The organism is Chitinophaga sp. W3I9 (genome assembly GCF_050434025.1).
Taxonomy (GTDB): domain Bacteria; phylum Bacteroidota; class Bacteroidia; order Chitinophagales; family Chitinophagaceae; genus Chitinophaga.
In genome coordinates, this window is the sequence record NZ_JBNPWC010000001.1 from 155,679 (window position 1) to 175,626 (window position 19,948).

The window sequence follows — 19,948 nt, forward strand, 5'->3', positions numbered from 1 at the left end:
TATTATGATTAGAGGTTATTAATAACATCCTGTCTTCTGTCGATACCAAAATTCATAAACATGCCGAGGTAAATAAATCTCGGTACGTTGGGTACTACTTCATCCCTGCGTAATCCATCGGTAGAATAATGGTATCCGAACACCTGTTTATTGCCCAATACATTGCTCACCGACAACACAAAAATGGTGAATGCCTTCCGGATACTGGTGAGGTAACTGGCACTCACGCCTACGGAGTTGTAGGTCATTGTTCTGTCGGACATGAACTTGTCAGTGGGCTGATTGGGATTGTAATAAGGACGGCCTGTGGCAAACGAATACGTTAACCCCAGGTTGGTGCTGAGCTTTGGCAGAAAATGCTTGTATACAATGCTGGCAGTATGATTGGCCGCAAAGTCGGGCTGTACCCGGAACGGATAGTTCAGGTAGTCGCGTTTGGTATCAAGGTAAGAGTACGACACCCAGTAATCCACGTTCTTAAACGTTTTCCGGTCGCGCCAGAAAAGCTCCACTCCCTGCGCATACCCGCTGCCATTGTTGTTATACGCCGGCGTTGTTTTCACCAGGTCGGTATACTTCTTATAAAACACCTCAGTACGGAACGTATAATCCGTTGCCACCCGCTGATAGCTGAGGATATAATGGGTGGCCTTCATATAGCCCAGGTTGCGGTTGAAGCGGATATACTGCGGCTCCGGCTTCTGGTAATAATCGCCATAGGCTACGGAAAACTGGCTGTAGTTATTCATTTTATATGCCAGCGATACACGGGGTGCAAAATTCATTTCCCCCAATACAGAACTGTATTCCGCACGACCTCCTACACGCCCTACGAAACTTGGGGTAAAGTAAATATCTCCCTCTGCAAAAGCAGCGGTGTAGTTGTCTGAGAAATTAGCTTTATTTTCATTAAAGGCCGATCTTTCTTCCGCATACTGATACTCTCCTCCCAGCCGCAATACAGAGAAGCGCCCGAGGTTTTTGTAAAACATCACCCGCGTCTGGCTCAGGTCCGATCGCACTTTAATCAGTGAGGGCGCCGGATTCTTTAACAGGGTATCTGTATTGATATTGTCCGTGTTGCTGCTGAAAGAAGCGCCGATATATAAGTGCCAGTCGTGACCAATATTTTCCCGGTAGGTAAGATTCGTATATACGTTATTGTTATGCAGCTTAAACGACTCTGTATAACCCGGGTACTCCAGGCTGTTGGAGTTAAATCCCATTTTGGTCCAGTTGCCATACCCGTAAAATTTGAGCATGCCTGTACGGGAGGTTTTATGCCGGAAGTTTACGGAGGTGCCGATGATTTCCGGTCCCAGGTTCGGTGCGTTTTTAGGCTTAACGATATTAAAGTAGGGCGACAGATTGGTATAATCTGCTTCTATACCGTAGGAAGTTTTTTTATCTTTTGAGAGATTGTCCAGCCCCGCGCTCACACCTATTACCGATACCCCGACAGAAGAAGACGAACGCTCCGGCAGATCGATGGATTCAAGGATCAGTGCAGAGGACAGTCCCTGGCCATATTGCGCGGAGTAGCCGCCACTGCTGAAAGTGGTTCCTTTAAACAGGAAGGGAGAAAAGCGGCCGCGTCCCGGGATATCGGGGAGGCTGCTGTAAAAAGGATTCCTTACGAGCATGCCATCGATGAGGGTTTGTGTTTCATAGCCGGTACCACCGCGTACAAACAGGCCCTCGCGGTCGTTGGTTTGCTGGGCGCCCGGCAATGTTTTAATGGCATTGGCAATATCGGCGCCGGCGCCAGCTGTGGTTACGATATCCAGCGGCTTCAGCACTGTACCTTTCTTATCATCGCTGGCTTCAAAGCTGCCGGCAGAAATGGTTACAACTCTTAGTGCATTCACCGCACTTTTCAGCACAATGTTCAGTTGTTCTCCTGCGGCGGTATTTATTTTCAGTTCCAGTGCCTGGTAATTGGTGAGCGTGGCCGATAACAGCTGGTCGCCTGTGGCGGTGGTGGTAAAGGAAAAAGAACCATCTGCTGCGGTGGTGGCGCCATCGTAGGAGCCTTTCACTGCTATGTTCACACCGGGTAAAGGATGCTTCTTTGTATCAGTTACTTTGCCGCTGATTTTATGCTGCGCCAAAGAGAACAGGGGTGTAAAGATGAAGAGACACAGATAGCGGTTGATATTCGACATATTCAGGGATTAATTACATAACAAATGTAAACTAGTTTATTTTATAAACCAAATAATCCAAAGGAAACGGATAAACGCTGGTTTCTCCGGTATTGACCTTTGATTAATTTATTACAGTACATGCACAAAAAAACACCCTTTACCTGACGGTAAAAGGTGCTTATATTTTAGCGATGAACGCTGTTATTTATGCGAATCTTGGCTTCAGTTCATTTGCCAGTGTAACCATTTTCTTCAGGCCATCTTCCGGCAGGTTACCTTTCTTGAATTCTCCGAGTACTTCCGGTAAGCGCACCTGCATTTCATTCAGGAAAGCTTCTTCAAAAGCACGTACCTGTTTAACAGGAACATCACGCAGTAAACCGTTTGTACCCAGGTAAATCATAGCTACCTGTTTTTCTACGGCGTACGGGCTGAACTGTGCCTGTTTCAGGATTTCCACGTTACGGGCTCCTTTATCGATAACTGCTTTGGTAGCAGCATCCAGGTCACCACCGAATTTGGAGAAAGCCTCCATTTCACGGTATTGTGCCTGATCGAGTTTCAGGGTACCAGATACTTTCTTCATGGATTTGATCTGCGCGTTACCACCCACGCGGCTTACAGAGATACCTACGTTGATAGCAGGACGGATACCGGCGTTGAACAGGTTACCTTCCAGGAAGATCTGGCCATCGGTGATGGAGATTACGTTGGTAGGGATGTAAGCAGATACGTCACTTGCCTGTGTTTCGATGATAGGCAATGCGGTCAGGGAACCACCACCTTTTACCAGGTGTCTGATAGATTCAGGTAAGTCGTTCATCTGTTTTGCGATGGCATCATTGCTGATGATTTTCGCAGCACGCTCGAGTAAGCGGCTATGCAGGTAGAATACGTCACCAGGATATGCTTCACGGCCTGGAGGACGTTTCAGCAACAGGGATACCTCACGGTAAGCAACTGCCTGTTTGGACAGATCATCATAAACGATCAGTGCAGGGCGACCTGAGTCACGGAAGAATTCACCGATAGCAGCGCCGGCAAATGGAGCGTAGAACTGCAGCGGTGCAGGATCAGCAGCGTTGGCTGCTACGATGGTAGTGTAAGCCATAGCGCCTGCTTCCTGTAATGTTTTCATTACACCGGCAACAGTAGATGCTTTCTGGCCAATTGCTACGTATATGCAATAAACAGGTTTACCTGCTTCATAAAATTCTTTCTGGTTGATGATCGTATCAATACAGATAGCTGTTTTACCTGTCTGACGGTCACCAATTACCAGCTCACGCTGACCACGACCAACAGGGATCATCGCATCAATTGCTTTTACACCTGTTTGCAGTGGTTCTTTTACTGGTTCACGGTACAGAACACCTGGTGCTTTACGCTCCAGCGGCATTTCATACAATTCACCTTTGATAGGGCCTTTACCATCGATAGGTTCACCCAGTGTATTGATTACGCGGCCAACAACACCTTCTCCCACGTTAATGGAAGCGATCTTTTTGGTACGACGTACTTTATCACCTTCTTTAATACCTGCTGACTGACCCATCAATACCACACCCACGTTGTCTTCTTCCAGGTTCAGTGCAATTGCTTTTACGCCATTGCTGAATTCAACCAGTTCACCATAACCTACATTGCCCAATCCGTATATGCGGGCAATACCATCACCCACCTGTAATACAGTACCTACCTCTTCCAGGTCGGCAGAAGCATTGAAGTTGCTTAACTGCTGGCGTAAAATCGCCGAAATTTCATCAGGTTTAATATCAACCATAATTATGATTTTAAAAAAAGTCGTTAGAGAAAATTAGTATAACGACAACAGCTTTGCGTGTACGCAGCGGCTGCTGTATAGATTAACGTAAGTCAGATACGTAAATATTCTTGTTAAACTGTTGTTTAATATCTTTCAGATCACGCAGGATAGAAGCATCGAACAACTGGTCATTTGCTTCCAGTACAAAACCTCCGATCAGGTCAGCATTCACGGCTGTTTCCAGCTGGATCTGCTGTGTTGTTTCGCTGGCAATTTTCTGTTTGATCACGTCCAGGGTAGCATTATCCAAAGCAACAGCCGTGGTGATCTTCACCGGACTGATGTTTTTCAGTACCATGTACTGGCGTGCAAACTCAGTGGTCATTTCAGCCAGTGCGCTTTCACGACCTTTGGTCACCAACAGGTTGATAAAGGAAATGGTAGTAGCACTGATGCGGCTTTCAAATATGGCAGCCAGTATCTTCTGCTTTTTATCGGCCTTTATGATAGGGCTTTTAAGCAAACTCACCACATCGGGGTTGCTTTTCATCACCTGTTGTAAGAACAGCATGTCTGTATGCACCACTTCCAGCTGGTTCAGTTCCTGAGCCAGACCTATCAATGATTTTGCATACCGGGATGCTAAACGGGGATTCTGCATATTAAAAAAGCTTTTAGCTTTTAGCTGTTAGCCTTTAGAGCTAATGGCTAATATCTTAGTTCAATTTGATTTCTCCTGCCAGTTGTTTCACGTAACCTTCCTGTGCTGTTTTATCAGCCAGTTCTCTTCTCAGCACTTTTTCAGCCACTTCAATCACGAGGTTACCTACCTGGTTCTTTACATCCGTTAACGCAGCCATTTTCTGGTTTTCGATAGCGGTGTAAGCTTCACTGATGATCTTCTTTGCTTCTGCCTGCGCTTGTGTTTTGGCTTCGCTGATGATCATATCCTTCGCGTCTTTCGCTTCTTTCAGGATCTTGCTTCTTTCAGCTTTAGCTTCCGCCAGCACATGTTCATGTTCAGCTTTCATCTGGGCCATTTCTTCCTTTACTCTTTCTGCAGTGGCGATAGAGTCAGTGATGGAACCTTCCCTTTCCTTCAGGGTAGCGAGGATGGGGGTCCAGGCGAATTTTTTCAGAATCAGGAAAACGACGATGAAAATGAATAATGAAATAAGAAACAAGCCTAACGCGGGTTGCAACAGATCCATATAATTAGAATTTTATTATTTTTTTGATGTTGATATTTTCTGATTTCAGGTAGTTTGATGGTTTGTCTGTAACAAAAGATTACTGCATCCATTGCCCTGTGCGCCGGATGCAGTAAAAAGTTTGGCTTACAGAACTACCGCCAACAGACCAGCGATTACACCGAAGAGAGCAACACCCTCAACCAGCGCAGCAGCCAGGATCATGTTCGCACGGATGTCGTTAGCAGCTTCCGGTTGACGAGCGATAGACTCCAGCGCGCTCTTACCGATGTTACCAACACCAATACCAGCAGCGATAGCCGCGATACCAGCACCAACAGCACCACCAGCTTTAGCCAGACCAGATGCAGCAGCAGCCTGCAATAAAATAGACAAAAGTGCCATAATGAATATGTATTTGAATTATAAAAAATTTCGATTTAATAAAGCGGTTGGCATTTAACTTTTGGCAAAGGCTAAAAGCTAATTCCTGTATACTTAGTGATGAGCTTCGTCATGCGCACCTTCCATTGCCTGGCCAATAAATACGGCTGTCAGGTTAGCAAAGATGAACGCCTGGATAAATGCTACCAGCAATTCCAGCATCATCATTACAATGTTGAACAGAACAGTGATAGGCAGGAAGCCGTAACCAGCTACCTTATTTAAAGATCCGAAGATGAACACCAGGGATATAATACTCAGGATGATAATGTGACCTGCCAGGATATTGGCAAATAACCTGATCATCAGTGATACTGGCTTGGTAAATACGCCGATCAACTCTACCGGCGCGAGGATAAACTTAACCCCAAACGGAACCGGAGGATTGAAAATGTGACCCCAGAAATGTTTGTTAGTGCTGAACATGGTAGCAATAAAGCTGATGATGGCCAGTGCTGCCGTTACCGCCAGGTTACCCGTTACGTTGGCAGAACCAGGCAGCAGACCTAACAGGTTGTTTATCAGGATAAAAAAGAATATAGTCAGAATAAAAGGCGTATACCTTTCTGCATGTTTACCGGGAATATTAGGCTTTACCACTTCATCACGCATAAAGATGATCACCGGTTCCATCAGGCTCTGGAAACCTTTAGGGGCTTTCTTGGAACCACGTACCCTGTAAGCCTTCGCTACATTCAGCATCAGGATTACCAGCAATACGGCGGCAATGATCATGGAAGTGATGTTCTTCGTCATGGAGAAATCATAGATTGGCTCACCGGTAGGATTGCCATTGGCGTCTACTGCGATCACTTTGCCATCCATGTATTTGGCCGGATCCAGTCCTTTTTCGTGCAGGTAGTGCGCGTTTACCAGCTGGTAACCATCGTACGCTGCATGACCATGCTCAAATTTAGAAGACGAAAATACTGACGTGCCCCGTGCAGGATTGTAAATGATCACCGGTAACGGAACAGTTACATGGTTATCTCCAATGCTGAACAGGTGCCAGTCGTGGGCATCCTTTACGTGTCCCAGAATAACTTCCTTAGCATCAAATTTTTTAGGCTCACCTTCTTCTCCCCCCTTACCTTCTTCTCCTTCATGAGGTGCAGCTGCTGCCGTTTCATGGTGGGAAACTTCCTGTGCAAAGGAAAAATTACTAAAACTGTGAAGGCCTAAAACCAACACAAGTGCTACCATTCTATGTTTGAACCAATTGAAAGAAATCACCGTTTTCTGAAATTTTGCGCAAAGATACTCGTTTTTATCTTCAAAATTAAGCGACTACGGAAAAAAAGTAAGATATATCGTAATTATACTGATAACCAGTTGCTTGTAATTAAAAAACGCCCGTTTTTTTCCATAAAAAAAGGCCGTTGAAATCAACAGCCCGTTAAAGTATTTCATATTAATATTTTTCTAATTCATTTTACCCTTCTTATACCTTACTCACATTAAACTGCATACTATGCAGTTTGAAATAAAACCCTTCCAGCTTCAGTAACTCTTCGTGGGTACCCATCTCCTTAATTTCCCCTTTGTCCAGCACGATAATTTTATCGGCCTTGCTAATCGTAGAAAGGCGGTGGGCAATGATGATGGCGGTACGGTCGGCTATCAGCTTGTCGATCGCCTGCTGGATCATCATTTCCGACTCGGTATCCACAGAAGATGTAGCCTCATCCAGCACCAGGATAGCCGGATCATACAGCAAAGCCCGTACAAAGGAAATCAGCTGCCGCTGCCCCAGGGAAAGGGTGCTTCCCCGCTCCATCACCTGGTAATCATAGCCGCCGGGCAGCTGCATAATGAAATCGTGGATCCCGATCAGCCGGGAAGCCTCCTCTACCTTCGCCCTGCTGATATTGCTGTTATGCAATGTAATGTTATCATAAATGGACCCGGCAAACAGGAACACATCCTGCAATACCACGCCTATTTTACTTCGTAACGACTCCAGGGAGTAAGCCGGCAGATCAATATCATCGATCTTAATACTTCCTTTCTGAATTTCATACAACCTGTTCAGGATACTGATAATAGTGGTTTTACCGGACCCGGTATGCCCTACAATGGCCACTGTATCGCCCGGGTTTGCATGAAAGCTGATATTCTTCAGCACATAACGATCATCTATGTACGCAAAGCTTACATTATCAAAAGTAATGGCGCCTTTCATCTTCTCAGCGCTCTGGTGACCTCTGTCCGGGATATAATCCTGGTTATCAATTACCTTAAACACCCGTTCACTGGCTACCATACCCATCTGCAGCGTATTGAACTTATCTGCCAGCATCCGCAGCGGGCGAAACAACATATTCAGGTACATGATAAAAGCGATCATCACCCCCTGGGTAACCTCGTAGTTCAGCACTTTATTAGCGCCCCACCATACCATTAACCCCAATGAAATGGCCAGGATAATTTCCACAACCGGGAAGAAAACGGAATAGGCAAAAATAGCGTCAATATTCGCTTTACGGTGTTCCTTGTTAATATGTTTGAAACGGGCAAACTCCCTTTTCTCCGCTGTAAATGCCTGCACCACCACCATTCCTGTAAGGTGTTCCTGCACAAAGGCGTTGAGCGCCGACACCGCATTACGGACCCGGTAAAACGACTTATTCACACTTTCCTTAAAAATATAAGTAGCAAAGATCAGTATAGGGAAAGGCGAAAGGCTGATGAGCGTCAGACGCCAGTCTTCCATAAACATCACCGCCAGTATGGCGATGATCATCAGCAGATCCGCCACTATAGAAATAATCCCTTCGGAAAACACATCATTGATCGCCTCAATATCATTGATGGTCCTGGTGGTAAGCGTACCAATGGGGGTTTTGTCGAAAAATGCCAGGTTCAGGTGTACGATCTTTTTATAGACAGTTACACGCAGGTCCTTTACTACTGACTGCCCCAGCCAGTTGGTGAGGTAGGAAAAATAGAAGCGGACCACTGTTTCCAGCAATAACAACCCTATCTGTACAATGGTCACCAGGATCAGCATCTGCATCAGCTGCCCCGCTATATACTTATCTACCGTTACCTGGATCAGGTACGGGCGCAACGGGGAAATAGCGGCCAGTACAACCGTTAATATCATGGAGATGTAAAAGGATCGTTTGTAAGGGGCCGCGAATGAGAATATGCGCCGTAATAAACTGAAATCAAATACTTTCTTTACCGCAAGATTTTCCAATGTGCCAGGTTTAAACTACTCAACAAACCTACGATAAAAAATAATTACGCCGGAGGTTTGCAGGCAACACCGGAATACAAAAAAAGAAAGGCGCAGGGGTCCTGCGCCTTCCGGAAATATGCTGATAAATAACTTACTTCTTTTCGTCCTTCATAATTTGCTTGTAAGCCTTAATGAATATAGCTCCAAGGTTTTTATGAGGTGGTACATAATCGCTGAAAAGGTCCTTGTTGCGGGCATCTCCTGCAAATTTCTTTGTCAGCTGGGCCCACATGATCACCCAATCCACATTTTTACCGGAACGTACCTGATCTTCCAGGCTGTGGATGATCGGTTCATTTACAAACCGGGTACCTACCTGTTTGGAAGAAATGATATGCGCTTCGGGTGACTTTTCCAGTACAGTAGCCAGGTTATGATAACCGCCGCAGGAACCGAGCACGACTATCTTAGCGGAGCTCTGGAGGTTTTCCAGGGTGGTATTGATATGATAACTGTGGCCACGGTGAATGAAAATGGTAGGGTGAATATCGTTTTCATCCAGGTATTCCGACAGTTTGGATATTGCTTCTTTATCCGCAGGTTCATCGGTGGGCAGGTTCGCATAAATAGTAGTGGCTTTCCCTTTTAGCGAAGTAATGGTGGCCCAGTATTTATTTTTGCTCACTTTCCAGTCGGACGAAGGGAAGTTAGTCATGAAGCTGGCGAAAGATTCCTGCCCGTCCTTATCTCCATAAAAAAACACCTGCTGATATACCCTGCCACTGTCGCTTTCCAATGTGTTATAGGTAACGTAGTTGATAGGCGGCAGCTGGAGCTTGGCAGCCATATCGGTGGCTTTGGAAGAATCGTTTTCTGATTTTGACTCCGTTTCAAACAGGCTGCTGAGCAGTTGATAAATCACTGTACCGCGTTTATCACTGTGTTTTTTTACATAGTTCAGGTTCTTCTTTACTTCTACACGGAGGAATTCCAGCAGTTTCTCATCGCGGATACTACCAAAGGAGTTGGCCACGTCTACCGCATCTTCCAGGTCTTCGGTTTTTTCCAGGTTCTGCACATATTTCTGCATGAGATAATTGGAATTTTCCGGCGCCATGGATTTCAGGAAATGATCCAGGGTATTGAAACCTGCCGCCATGGCAATAAACTTTTTGAAGCGGTCGAAATTCACTACCATCAATAAGCTGTCGCCGCGCGGAGGTTTCATGCGAAGCATCATCTGGTCGTATAAACCGGCGTTGCTGTGATTGGTGTAGCTGGAGGTATACAGTTCTTCCTGGCCGTTGATGATCAGGTAGTAGAGTTCTTCCGGTGTGAAATTTTTAACGATGGCAAACCTCACTGGAGCGGGTTCTTCATGCAGGTCGTTTACCGTACGGATATACAGTAATGATTTTGCCTGCATGTTTTCCATCATGGCTTTCAGGCCGAATGGGTTTTGTCCATCAGCTTTCAGCTTCTGCAGGGCGATATTGGACTTCACCATTTGCTTGAAATACTGGTAGTCGTTATCCACAACGGCCTCCAGCTTCTCAACGGTAGTGGTGCCTGCCAGAAGCTCATCTATGAAGGGTAATATCTTGGTGCTTTGGGACGACTGCCCAATGCGTACGATCTGCTGTACAATAGGGTCCTGGTTACGCTTGACGGCATTAGCCATTGGCGTATAGGAAGTGGCGTAGGTAAGTACCTGGTTGGGGTATTTACGGGCTACGGCGGCTACAATGGAATCGGTGCCCGGATAGTTGAGATAGTCTCCCAGCTTAGGCATTACAGTTTCCAGGTTATTGAAGGCATATTTAGTGAATACCTGTCCCCTGGCTTCTTTGTAGCCGGGATTATCCTGGAAGGATTCGATGATCTTTTCGGATGCCTCGAAGGAAAGATTGCTGATGTAGGGCAAAATGCTCTGCCCTTTGATATCTGCACGCATCATATTGCGGAAAGCCGCTATCATAGCAGGCGCTTCTTCCGGATCGATGTTACGGCGCGACCGTTTCTGATTATAATCTTTCAACGTTACGTAGATAGCAGAAAGGTATTTTACTTTCAGCCGGTGATCCAGTGAATCGTTATCCTCTATCTCCTGCTGCATATCGTCCACTTCCTTGATCAGGGCGTTGGTTACCTGCAAGTTGGTGGTTTGATCATCAGATACTTTTACGAGATCATCTGCTTTACCATCGAACTTGGCGGCAGCGGCCTGTTCTTTATCGATGTTATCATGAAATCCCTGTCTGCTGATTGGAATCGGATGGTGGCTGCTTTGTGCCTGTATTTGGCTGACTGCCAGGACCGTCAGCGTCACTATTAATAAAAATCTTCTCATACTAAATGGATCTTTTCGCAAGGACCAGATAGCAAATTTACAACCAAATACAGAGTTTGCCAGCACTTCGTTGCTATCTTTTGTTTTTTAGCGGGAAATATATCTTAATTATTCTATCTATAACTAAAACTGTTATCCATGACCAACATCTGATTGAAAATAAACACGAAAAAGAAGGCCGTTGTTCAGCATGATCATAATCACCTTCCTATGGATGGCGGATAATTGACATATTAATGCAGCATTGTTATTTGACGTACCTTGCCGTGGAGCGCGGAAAACCAGTCTGATATTGAATTAACAATTTCATAATGTTAATTTTCCATTAATCACGGAGATGGCTTTATAATTTTGTCCCGTCTTTTTAAAAGCAAAATTTATGATAGACCAAGCGGTTGCAGGAAAAATTCTGGTAGTAGATGACGAATTGGATATTCTGGAAATCATCAGTTACAATCTCAAAACAGCGGGTTACGATACCGTAACGGCGAAAGACGGCAGCGAGGCTATCCAGAAAGCAAAAATATTCAGACCGGATCTGATTATGCTGGATATCATGATGCCGAACAAGAACGGGATTGATACCTGCCGCGAAATCAGGAAAATCCCTGAGTTCAAAGATACAATGGTATTGTTTTTAACTGCGCTCAACGATGAGAAATCCGAAGTAGACGGATTGAACATGGGAGCCGACGATTACATCGCCAAGCCCATTAAACCCAAATTGCTGGTAAGCCGCATCAACGCGCTTTTCCGCCGTTTGCACAAACCCGAGGAAACCCGCGTAACACTGGGCGACCTGATCATCGACCGGGAAAAATTCACGGTTACTTACAAAGGACAGGAAATCATCCTGGCAAAAAAAGAATTTGAATTGCTGCAGTTGCTGGCATCTAAACCCGGCCGTGTATTCCTGCGCAACGAAATCCTGAACCAGGTATGGGGTACCGAAGTGATTGTGGGCGACCGTACCATCGATGTGCATATCCGCAAAATACGCCAGAAAATAGGCATCGACCTGATCACTACCGTAAAAGGCGTTGGCTATAAATTTGAGATGTAGTCATCCGCCCTGTTAGCCTTTGGCTGTTGGCCTTTCAGTGCCGGCAGCCTGTCCAGATCCCACCAAACATTGTTCTCCGGCAGCTGAATGCTGGCGGTCAAAAGCCATTACTGTTGTCAAGTAAAAAATTTAAAGTAATTTCCCATTATTACCTTAATTACTCACTTTGGAGTATGTTTAAAGCAAAAAACCTGTCCCCCCAGAAGTTAGCGGGATTTACAGCCCTTGTGATATCAGCCGTCATCGCATTGGGCAGCCTGGTGATAGATGGCAATTGGAAAGTAGTAGTGGGAGCCTTTGTGCTGACTTTCCTGGTATCCTATTACCTCTATCTTTATACCCTGCAGAATTTTATTTACAGGAAGATAAAGCTGATCTATAAATTCATCTACCAAACAAAAGCGTCCAAGAGAGAGGAGTTTTTCCAAAAGAATATTCTTCCCCTGAAAACCATTGAAGAAGTAAGTGAAGATGTGGAAAAATGGGCCAGCCAGAAAAAAGAAGAACTGGACAACCTGCGCCGGAATGAAGAGTTCCGTAAGGAGTTCCTGCTGAACCTTTCCCATGAGCTCAAAACGCCTATTTTTGCCGTTCAGGGCTATATTCACACCCTCCTCGACGGCGCATTGGAAGATCCCAATGTAAATAAGCTGTTCCTGAAAAACGCCACCAAGAACATCGACCGCCTTTGCCGGCTGATCGACGACCTGGACGAAATATCCAAGCTGGAAAGCGGCGAAATGACCGTGAACGCAGAAGTATTTGTGATCCAGGACCTGATCAAAGATGTATTTGATACCCTGTCGCTGAAAGCCAATACCAAAGGCATTAAGTTCAGTATCAAAAAGGGCTGTGAAGCGCCGCAGCCGGTATACGCCGATAAAGAAAAGATCCGCCAGGTACTCATTAACCTGGTAGATAACTCCATAAAATATGGCAAACCCGACGGACATACCATTGCCAGCGTTTACAGCATGGATGGAAAGAGGGTGCTGATAGAAATTTCCGATGATGGCATCGGGATGGCGGAAGAACACCTGCCGCGTGTATTTGAGCGGTTTTACCGTACCGACAGGGCGCGCAGCCGCGATATTGGCGGCACCGGGCTTGGTCTTGCCATCGTAAAACACATTGTGGAAGCCCACGACCAGTCCATTACCGTACGCAGCAAACCTGAAATAGGCAGTACGTTTGGATTTACCATGGAATCCGGAAGAGAATAAAATAATCAGAAACGGTATTGCATCCTGCAGGTAAGCACATTATCCTTTAGGTCGTCCCTGTACCCTTCCAGTTCAGTGCTTTCGTTGGTCACCCAATCGTAATACACCATGAACTTCAGGTGTTCGTTTGCATAATACAGGTAGCCGATGCCTACGGTATTGTAGCGTATATCCGCGGGGGTGAGTCCTGCGCCCGGAGCGCCGATATCTTTACCTTTTACTTTTGTATTGGGATCGTACCAGTCATACTTCAATACGGCCTGGTGTTTTGCGTTGCCGAGGTTTTGAATATAATAGAGATAGGCCCCGTCGAAATTGCGGATATAAAGGGGCAGCAGTCTTCCTTCCGGTCCAACCGGTATAACGCCCGGCGTTTCCGTGGTAAGTGCAGTAGCTGTTTGCCGTCCGCGGAGATACTCCGCCCGGAACTGGGTGAATCCCTTCCCTTCCCCGTTGGAAATTTTCCATTGCACATCTGCGCCGTAGTAATGCCGGGGCGCAATTTTTCCTACATTGGATACGGACGAATCCACTGTAAAGACGGGCTGCCCATTGGCGGTACCCATGGTATGGATCTGTTTTGTAAACTGCTGCATGCCGCCGTACAGTACAGATGCACCGCCCGATAACTGGCTTTTGGTGCCCTTTATTTTCCGTGGCTTAATAGATATGCGGCCTATAAAGTCTTTATGACTGTCGAAATCAGTGGTAGCTGTAAGCCCCTGCCCGTTGAAAGCACCCGCATCTATTTTCAGGAAGCGCAGCGGATGATCCTTGCGGCGGGGTTCAAAAGATATCATGGCGCCAAGATCGCGCTCCGTTCTCATCAGGATCTGTGACATCCGCCCACGCTCAGGGGTTTCACGATCCGCCGATGACAGGTTCACCTCATAACCAAAAGGACGGGCAAACATCCCTCCCACCAGCGAGAATAAATTGAATTTCGTCTCAAAAAAACGACCATAGAAATCACGGATGTTCACTCCCCGCTCTGTTCCATCAAACTGGAAAGCAAACTGCACTACCGGCATATCCTGTTTGTTGTAGCGCTCATAATCCACCCGGATACGCCCCCGTCGCAGGGTAAAGCGATTATCCACTGCCGCGGGGAAATTTCCCGCCGCATACCCCTGGGCACCCCTCGACTGCGCCATCTGGAATTCGGGCTGGATATAGCCGCTAAAACGCAGTGCATCGTACTTCATGTACATGGATATCATCCCCTTTCCCATTTCAGTGGTAGTGTCTATCATATCCATCAGGAATTGCGCACGGGCAGTTCCCGTGAAACATAACATCAAAATAACGATCGGAATAATTCTGGCAGTGCGCATCAGGTTCTGAAATTATTGCGCAAAAGTATAGAATTAGCCTTTATTTAATCCAGTTGTTTAAACCGGAAGGGCTTAAATCGTTAATAGCTCGTTAATCCGCTCCCGTTCCGGCCGGCTCACCTGCTGCCGGCAGACTTTCGTGTAAATTAGTTTACTCCAAAAATATGCGTCCATGAAAACATCAACTTTTAACCATTGGGAGAAGAAAATACAACAGGCGATTGCCCTTTCCCATGACGATCCGCAGGGGGATCGCGGATTGAAAGAAGTAGCTGCGCTGATCAGCGAATCTGTTGGCAACTTCTCGCACAAGTTTGTAGAAATGTATGGGATGTCTTATATCCATTTTACTAAGCTAAGAAGATTGGAAGCGGGCGCAGGGTACCTGCGTCACAGCGATTACAGTGTAGGAATGATCAGTGAATTGTGCGGATACACGCAATCCAGCTTTACCAAAGCTTTCCGGGAATTCTTTGACGAAGCGCCCATCAGCTTCCGCAACAGGCTTTACCTGATAAATGAAAAGAATACCCTGGCACGCACAAAAATTGCTTCTACTCCGCATGATGATCCGCAGCATGTTATTTTCACCCCAGACCGGACCGAGGACATAAAACTGCAGGATTACCAGCTGTATTATAATATCCTCCCACGGACCGGCGATCCGGTGAAAACAATGGTGGACTACCTCGGCAACTACCAAAAGCAGCTGTATGCTATTAAAACTTCCCTGGAACTGCCCGGCGCCATGATCATCACCGGCACACTGGATATCGTACCTGTTACCGACTATTCAAGGATGTTGATGTATGTAGGTATTATGATTCCCTGCAAAATGAATACGATAAAGCGCATAACCAGGTACGGAGTTCATTCCAGGAGCCCTTCAGTCTTTTTACGAAACGTGTTCCGGCAGGCAACTACAAAAAGCTACCGGTGCCCATGAGCTTTGCAGCCGCAGGGTTACCCATGTACGAGTTCATTAACAACAGCTGCCGGGCAGGATATTTCAAAATGAGCGGTAACCATTTCTTTATTTCACTCACCGGCGAAAACGAATCTGAAATCTACATCCCCTGGCAAAAAAGATAAATCATATTAAAACTGGAAGTAAATCGGGATCATAGGTTGCGTGCTTTTCACCTGCACCAGCAACCAGATGAAAGCTACCATGATAGCTACGCTCCCGGCTACAGGGATGCGTCCCAGTATTTTCTCTACAGAAAATTCCACTTTTGAAGGCAGGAAGTGCAGGATGAAGCCCAGTACCATTACCCAGAATACAGCGGTATAACCATTGTATAACTCCAGGGCAATTTCAGGCTGGAAGTCGTATACCACCTGGTGGATCAGCGACCATGCATCGTGGAAGGTAGATGCCTTAAAGAACACCCAGCAGAAACACACAAAGTGGAACGTGATGAGCACTCCCATAACCTTCAGGAAACTGGCTTTCCATCCGGTGATCACTGTTTTACTTTTCTTCAGATAGTCGATACGCACTTTATCCAGTGCCAGCGCACCGCCGTGCATCGCCCCCCAGAAAATGAAGTTCCAGCTGGCGCCATGCCAGAAGCCACCAATCAGCATCGTCAACGCCAGGTTAACATACTGGCGCACCCTGCCTTTGCGGTTACCACCCAGTGGTATATACAGGTAGTCTCTCAACCAGCTGGACAGCGAGATATGCCAGCGGCGCCAGAACTCTGTAATGGAAGAACTCTGGTAAGGAGAATCGAAGTTAGGCGGAATCTTAAAGCCGGTCCACCGGGCAATACCCAGCGCCATATCGGAATAACCGGAGAAGTCGCAATAAATCACCAGCGCATAACCATACACACCTATCAAACATTCCAAACCCGTATGCTTGCTGGGATCATCAAATATGTATTGTACGAAGTTCTGGTAAATGAAATCTGAGATCACAATCTTTTTGAACAATCCCCCCATGATCAGGTACATCCCCTTGCCAATGTCTTCAGAACTGAGACGGTAAGGCATAGAGATCTGCGGGATAAAATCTGCCGCACGCACAATAGGCCCCATCATCAGTTTCGGGAAGAAAGACAGGAAGAAAAGATAATCCATGAAATTATCCACCGGCTTAATTTCATCCCGGTAAACATCTATGGTATAGCTCAGGTTTTCGAAAGTATAAAAGGAGATACCAATGGGCAGGATCAGCTTCAGCGTGGAAATATGCCCCGCTGTAACGTCGTTGATCATCCCTATAAAGAAGTTGGTGTATTTGAAATAAAACAGCAACCCTATATTCAAAAAGATGCTCAGTATGAGCAACGATTTCTTCACTTTTTTGTCGGGGCTTTCATGGATCCATCTCGACAAATTAAAATCCACAATCGCTGAAAGTATGACCAGTCCTACATAATAGCCGCAGGCTTTATAAAAGAAGTAAAGCGAGAATACTGTATACACCCATACCCTTGCGGTTTTACTCCTGCTTACCAGCAGGTAACACATCAGGAATAGCGCAAAATAATAAAAGAAGAACCCACTGTTAAAAAGGACCGGGTCTGACTCATGGTACGACAGTTCGTATAACAGTTTATTAATGTCGATCATCGGAGGTTACTGGATTTTTCTTTGTTTGCTGTAGATAATGTGTATAAGAACGTTGCAGGGCTTCATACAATAGTTGTCCCTGTAACTGATATCCCCGTGCATTAAAATGAATATGGTCGGGCGCCCATGTTCCTGCAAATCTACCTTTCTGTGCTTTATTCACCGCATTAAAATTCCAGCAGGCAATACCATGTTGACGGGCATAGCCCATGATTTGCTGCGTCACCATAGAGATATATGGATTGGGATAATACGCGGTATGATATATTGTTCTGTATTTCTTTTTGCCTATTTTCTTCCGGGTGGCTTTCCGCACTGCGCGCATACAATCCGGTGGTGTGGTCAGCAGGATATTTACGGAAGGATCTTGTTCGCGGATGAGTGTTACCGTTTTATCTATTTCATCCCTGAAGGCCAGCGGGTCCATTCTGCCGCCATAGGCTTCATTGGTACCCAGGGAAATGATGACCAGTTTTGGTTTCAGCACGGCCATTTGTGCCACCAGGATGTTGCTGATTTCGTTGTAATGTTGAAACATCGCACCGTTGATGCCAACGCTGTGATACAGCACTCCGTTGCGGCTGTTTTCCATAATGGCGCCATAAAACCGGAAAGGACCGCTCCCCGTGCCTTCCCATCTTGCCTGGAAAGATTGCGACGTTTGTAAAAAATCGAGGGTGGCTTTGCTTAGAGTGGAAGAGCCGGGAAAAGGTGCAGGCGTTACCGTTACAGTAGCATCCGGTACTACCAATGTGTTGTTGGTATTTCCGGCATCATACAGCAGGGTTACTTTACGGAAGTTATTGTCCATAGATCCGTCCGTTTTGCCGGAGAAAGACAAGGTAGGCGCATCGTTCTGGGAAATGATGGTAATAGCGCCAGGACCCAGCACATCAGATTTATTGCGGTCTACCACCCGCTCCGATGCCCATCTCGCAGTGCTGTTCCACTTGAAATCCTCTGGGCCATTGGTGCCGGCCAGGTTATATGGAAAAACAAATCCCCTGCCCGCATAACCAAACTGGTTCTGCAACAGGGACGCCACCGTTAGTGAAAAAAATCCTGCCTGCACGTGGGAATCGCCCAGATGCAGAATGGATATCACGTTACTATCTGCCTCATGGAGCAGGGAAAATACATTGTACAAGGCAGTGTCCTGCTGGATAGCCCCGGCATCTGCTGATTGTTGCGCATAAGTTCTAAACCCGCTGAGTATCAGTAAAAGCACTGCCACCCATTTTGTGCTAAGGTTGTTGTGCCTGACTGTATTCATTCATAATAGCTTTGTAAAGCAGCGATCCTACTTTGGCTGCTCCCGTCCTGTTAAAGTGTGTATAGTCCTTGTTGGCCATCACCGTGTCTCCCTCTACCCACTTTACCATGGCGCCTTCTCCGCCCATAGCGGCAAAAAGGTTCCAGTAGGCTGTACCATGACCGGCGGCCAGGTTATGCTGTACTTTCAGCAATGCTTCCACACCGGGTGCGGTAATATATTTATCAGCTTTTCTGTAAGATTTATCGGCAGTACCAATGATCAGGAATGAAGTTGCCGGCAGGTCCTGGCGAAGTGAGTCCATTACTTTCTTCATCGGTCGCTCATACCAGCTGTAGTCAGTGAGCTCCGGGCGGAACAATACATTGGCGCCGTAATGCATTACTACCAGGTCGTAAGGACGTTCCTGCTGCATGCGGCGGACCATACTGGCGGACAAGCGGCCCAGTTCCACGCCGCTGATACCTCTGAACGAATAATTATCCACATAAACACCATCCCCGTTTTCAAAACAAACGCCATAAAAAGGCATAGCGCTTCCGGCGTTGCGGAGCGTTACCGAAGTAGCGCCGGTATCCTGTTGCAGGTCCAGCCGGTTCACCGGTGCTGCACCAGAAAGCGTGTAGGCTTTGTCGTTAATAGTAACCGCGCCGGCTTCAGCAGGGCCGTACAGTATGGAGACCTCCCGGAATTTGTCGAGCAACGGTTTTTTCACAGGAGAATACTTCACCCAGCTGTTTCCGCCCGGATAAAAGGTATGCCCCGATAAACCCAGGGTAACGTTGGATGGTGGTGAATTCTTGTAGTGATAATCTTTCCAGTCGGTTGAAAAGGTATGTGTAATGGTAGTTCTGAAAGATGCTACCACAGAGGTTACGGGAACAAACCCCACGCCGCCGCCGCCGAAGTAATGTTGCAAGCTGTCGCGCAGGTCGCCGGTAATCAGGTCGCCTTCAATCATGGAATCGCCGAAATAGGCGATCCTTACTTTGCGGCGTTTACCGGCTTTCAGTTCTTTGAGGGCAGCGAGGAATTGTTTCATTCCTACAATGGAGTCGCCAGGTACGGGGGAAGCGTATTCCATGATACCTGTATACGACATAAAGTCGTGGGTATGGTCCGGATTAGGCACATGCGGATTAGCGCCGGTGCTGTCTAAACCAGAAAGCTTACTGCTGTCGTTGCCGGCTGCAGTAAGCTTTTGTTGGTCCGGGGAAGTAGCATTTGTTCTCAGATCTGACAACATATCCAGCTTCCGGAATTGAAAGTCTTTGTATGAAAAGGTGTAATTGAGCTGTGACAGCCCTACTACGCAAACTAAAGTTCCAAGAATAATATAGAACGGATAGGCAGACTTATTTTTGCCGGACATAGTTTATGATCTGTTGCACA

16 protein-coding genes are annotated in these 19,948 nt (G+C 46.4%); 4 read left to right on the forward strand and 12 right to left on the reverse strand.

Features of this window, described 5'->3' with window-relative positions; translation table 11 throughout:
- Window positions 1-8 precede the first annotated feature (8 nt).
- From QFZ51_RS00710 to QFZ51_RS00745, 8 genes are all read right to left on the reverse strand, one after another.
- Window positions 9-2,165 (reverse strand): TonB-dependent receptor, encoded by a 2,157-nt coding sequence (locus tag QFZ51_RS00710; RefSeq protein ID WP_429042179.1) that lies wholly within the window; start codon window positions 2,163-2,165, stop codon window positions 9-11.
- A gap of 187 nt (window positions 2,166-2,352) precedes the next feature.
- On the reverse strand, window positions 2,353-3,930 hold the full coding sequence (atpA, locus tag QFZ51_RS00715; protein WP_370908415.1) for a F0F1 ATP synthase subunit alpha: 1,578 nt from the start codon (window positions 3,928-3,930) through the stop codon (window positions 2,353-2,355).
- 82 nt (window positions 3,931-4,012) lie between these two features.
- Entirely contained in the window at window positions 4,013-4,573 is a 561-nt protein-coding gene (gene atpH / locus QFZ51_RS00720; RefSeq protein WP_370908416.1) for an ATP synthase F1 subunit delta, read from the reverse strand.
- A gap of 55 nt (window positions 4,574-4,628) precedes the next feature.
- Window positions 4,629-5,123 carry a F0F1 ATP synthase subunit B gene (gene atpF, locus QFZ51_RS00725; protein WP_370908417.1) on the reverse strand — a complete coding sequence of 165 codons (495 nt, stop codon included), beginning with the start codon at window positions 5,121-5,123 and terminating at the stop codon, window positions 4,629-4,631.
- 126 nt (window positions 5,124-5,249) lie between these two features.
- Window positions 5,250-5,507 carry an ATP synthase F0 subunit C gene (gene atpE, locus QFZ51_RS00730; RefSeq protein WP_079471016.1) on the reverse strand — a complete coding sequence of 86 codons (258 nt, stop codon included), beginning with the start codon at window positions 5,505-5,507 and terminating at the stop codon, window positions 5,250-5,252.
- Between the two features lie 93 nt (window positions 5,508-5,600).
- Window positions 5,601-6,749 (reverse strand): F0F1 ATP synthase subunit A, encoded by a 1,149-nt coding sequence (gene atpB, locus QFZ51_RS00735; protein ID WP_429042183.1) that lies wholly within the window; start codon window positions 6,747-6,749, stop codon window positions 5,601-5,603.
- Between the two features lie 238 nt (window positions 6,750-6,987).
- Window positions 6,988-8,748, reverse strand: coding sequence for an ABC transporter ATP-binding protein (locus QFZ51_RS00740; protein WP_429042186.1), 1,761 nt, complete (start codon window positions 8,746-8,748; stop codon window positions 6,988-6,990).
- Window positions 8,749-8,881: 133 nt separating this feature from the next.
- Window positions 8,882-11,080: a hypothetical protein gene (locus tag QFZ51_RS00745; protein WP_429042189.1), complete on the reverse strand. Its 2,199-nt coding sequence runs from the start codon at window positions 11,078-11,080 to the stop codon at window positions 8,882-8,884.
- Between the two features lie 379 nt (window positions 11,081-11,459).
- Here QFZ51_RS00745 and QFZ51_RS00750 point away from each other — a divergent pair, with 379 nt between their 5' ends.
- Both QFZ51_RS00750 and QFZ51_RS00755 read left to right on the forward strand, forming a co-directional pair.
- Window positions 11,460-12,143, forward strand: coding sequence for a response regulator transcription factor (locus QFZ51_RS00750; protein ID WP_079471020.1), 684 nt, complete (start codon window positions 11,460-11,462; stop codon window positions 12,141-12,143).
- Window positions 12,144-12,316: 173 nt separating this feature from the next.
- Window positions 12,317-13,366, forward strand: coding sequence for a sensor histidine kinase (locus QFZ51_RS00755; protein WP_168771500.1), 1,050 nt, complete (start codon window positions 12,317-12,319; stop codon window positions 13,364-13,366).
- A gap of 5 nt (window positions 13,367-13,371) precedes the next feature.
- On the opposite strand, the gene QFZ51_RS00760 is transcribed toward QFZ51_RS00755, so the two are convergent.
- Complete coding sequence (locus QFZ51_RS00760) at window positions 13,372-14,700, reverse strand: porin (RefSeq protein WP_429042193.1); 1,329 nt, start codon at window positions 14,698-14,700, stop codon at window positions 13,372-13,374.
- 172 nt (window positions 14,701-14,872) lie between these two features.
- On the opposite strand from QFZ51_RS00760, the gene QFZ51_RS00765 reads away from it, so the two are divergent.
- A complete protein-coding gene (locus QFZ51_RS00765; protein ID WP_429042195.1) occupies window positions 14,873-15,646 on the forward strand; it encodes a helix-turn-helix transcriptional regulator in 774 nt (257 codons plus the stop codon).
- Window positions 15,643-15,792, forward strand: a complete 150-nt coding sequence (locus QFZ51_RS00770; protein ID WP_429042197.1) for a hypothetical protein — start codon at window positions 15,643-15,645, stop codon at window positions 15,790-15,792. The genes QFZ51_RS00765 and QFZ51_RS00770 overlap by 4 nt, the downstream gene beginning before the upstream one ends.
- A gap of 6 nt (window positions 15,793-15,798) precedes the next feature.
- Here the strand turns inward: QFZ51_RS00770 and QFZ51_RS00775 are convergent, their stop codons facing one another.
- From QFZ51_RS00775 to QFZ51_RS00785, 3 genes are read right to left on the reverse strand one after another with little or no spacing between them, the layout of a single operon-like run.
- Window positions 15,799-17,283 (reverse strand): MBOAT family O-acyltransferase, encoded by a 1,485-nt coding sequence (locus QFZ51_RS00775; protein WP_429042200.1) that lies wholly within the window; start codon window positions 17,281-17,283, stop codon window positions 15,799-15,801.
- Window positions 17,270-18,556, reverse strand: a complete 1,287-nt coding sequence (locus QFZ51_RS00780) for a GDSL-type esterase/lipase family protein (protein WP_429042206.1) — start codon at window positions 18,554-18,556, stop codon at window positions 17,270-17,272. The genes QFZ51_RS00775 and QFZ51_RS00780 overlap by 14 nt, the downstream gene beginning before the upstream one ends.
- The gene (locus tag QFZ51_RS00785) at window positions 18,528-19,928 is read right to left on the reverse strand and encodes a hypothetical protein (protein ID WP_429042209.1); all 1,401 of its coding nucleotides are present in this window, start codon (window positions 19,926-19,928) and stop codon (window positions 18,528-18,530) included. Before QFZ51_RS00785 ends, QFZ51_RS00780 begins: the two co-directional genes overlap by 29 nt.
- Between the last annotated feature and the right edge of the window lie 20 nt (window positions 19,929-19,948).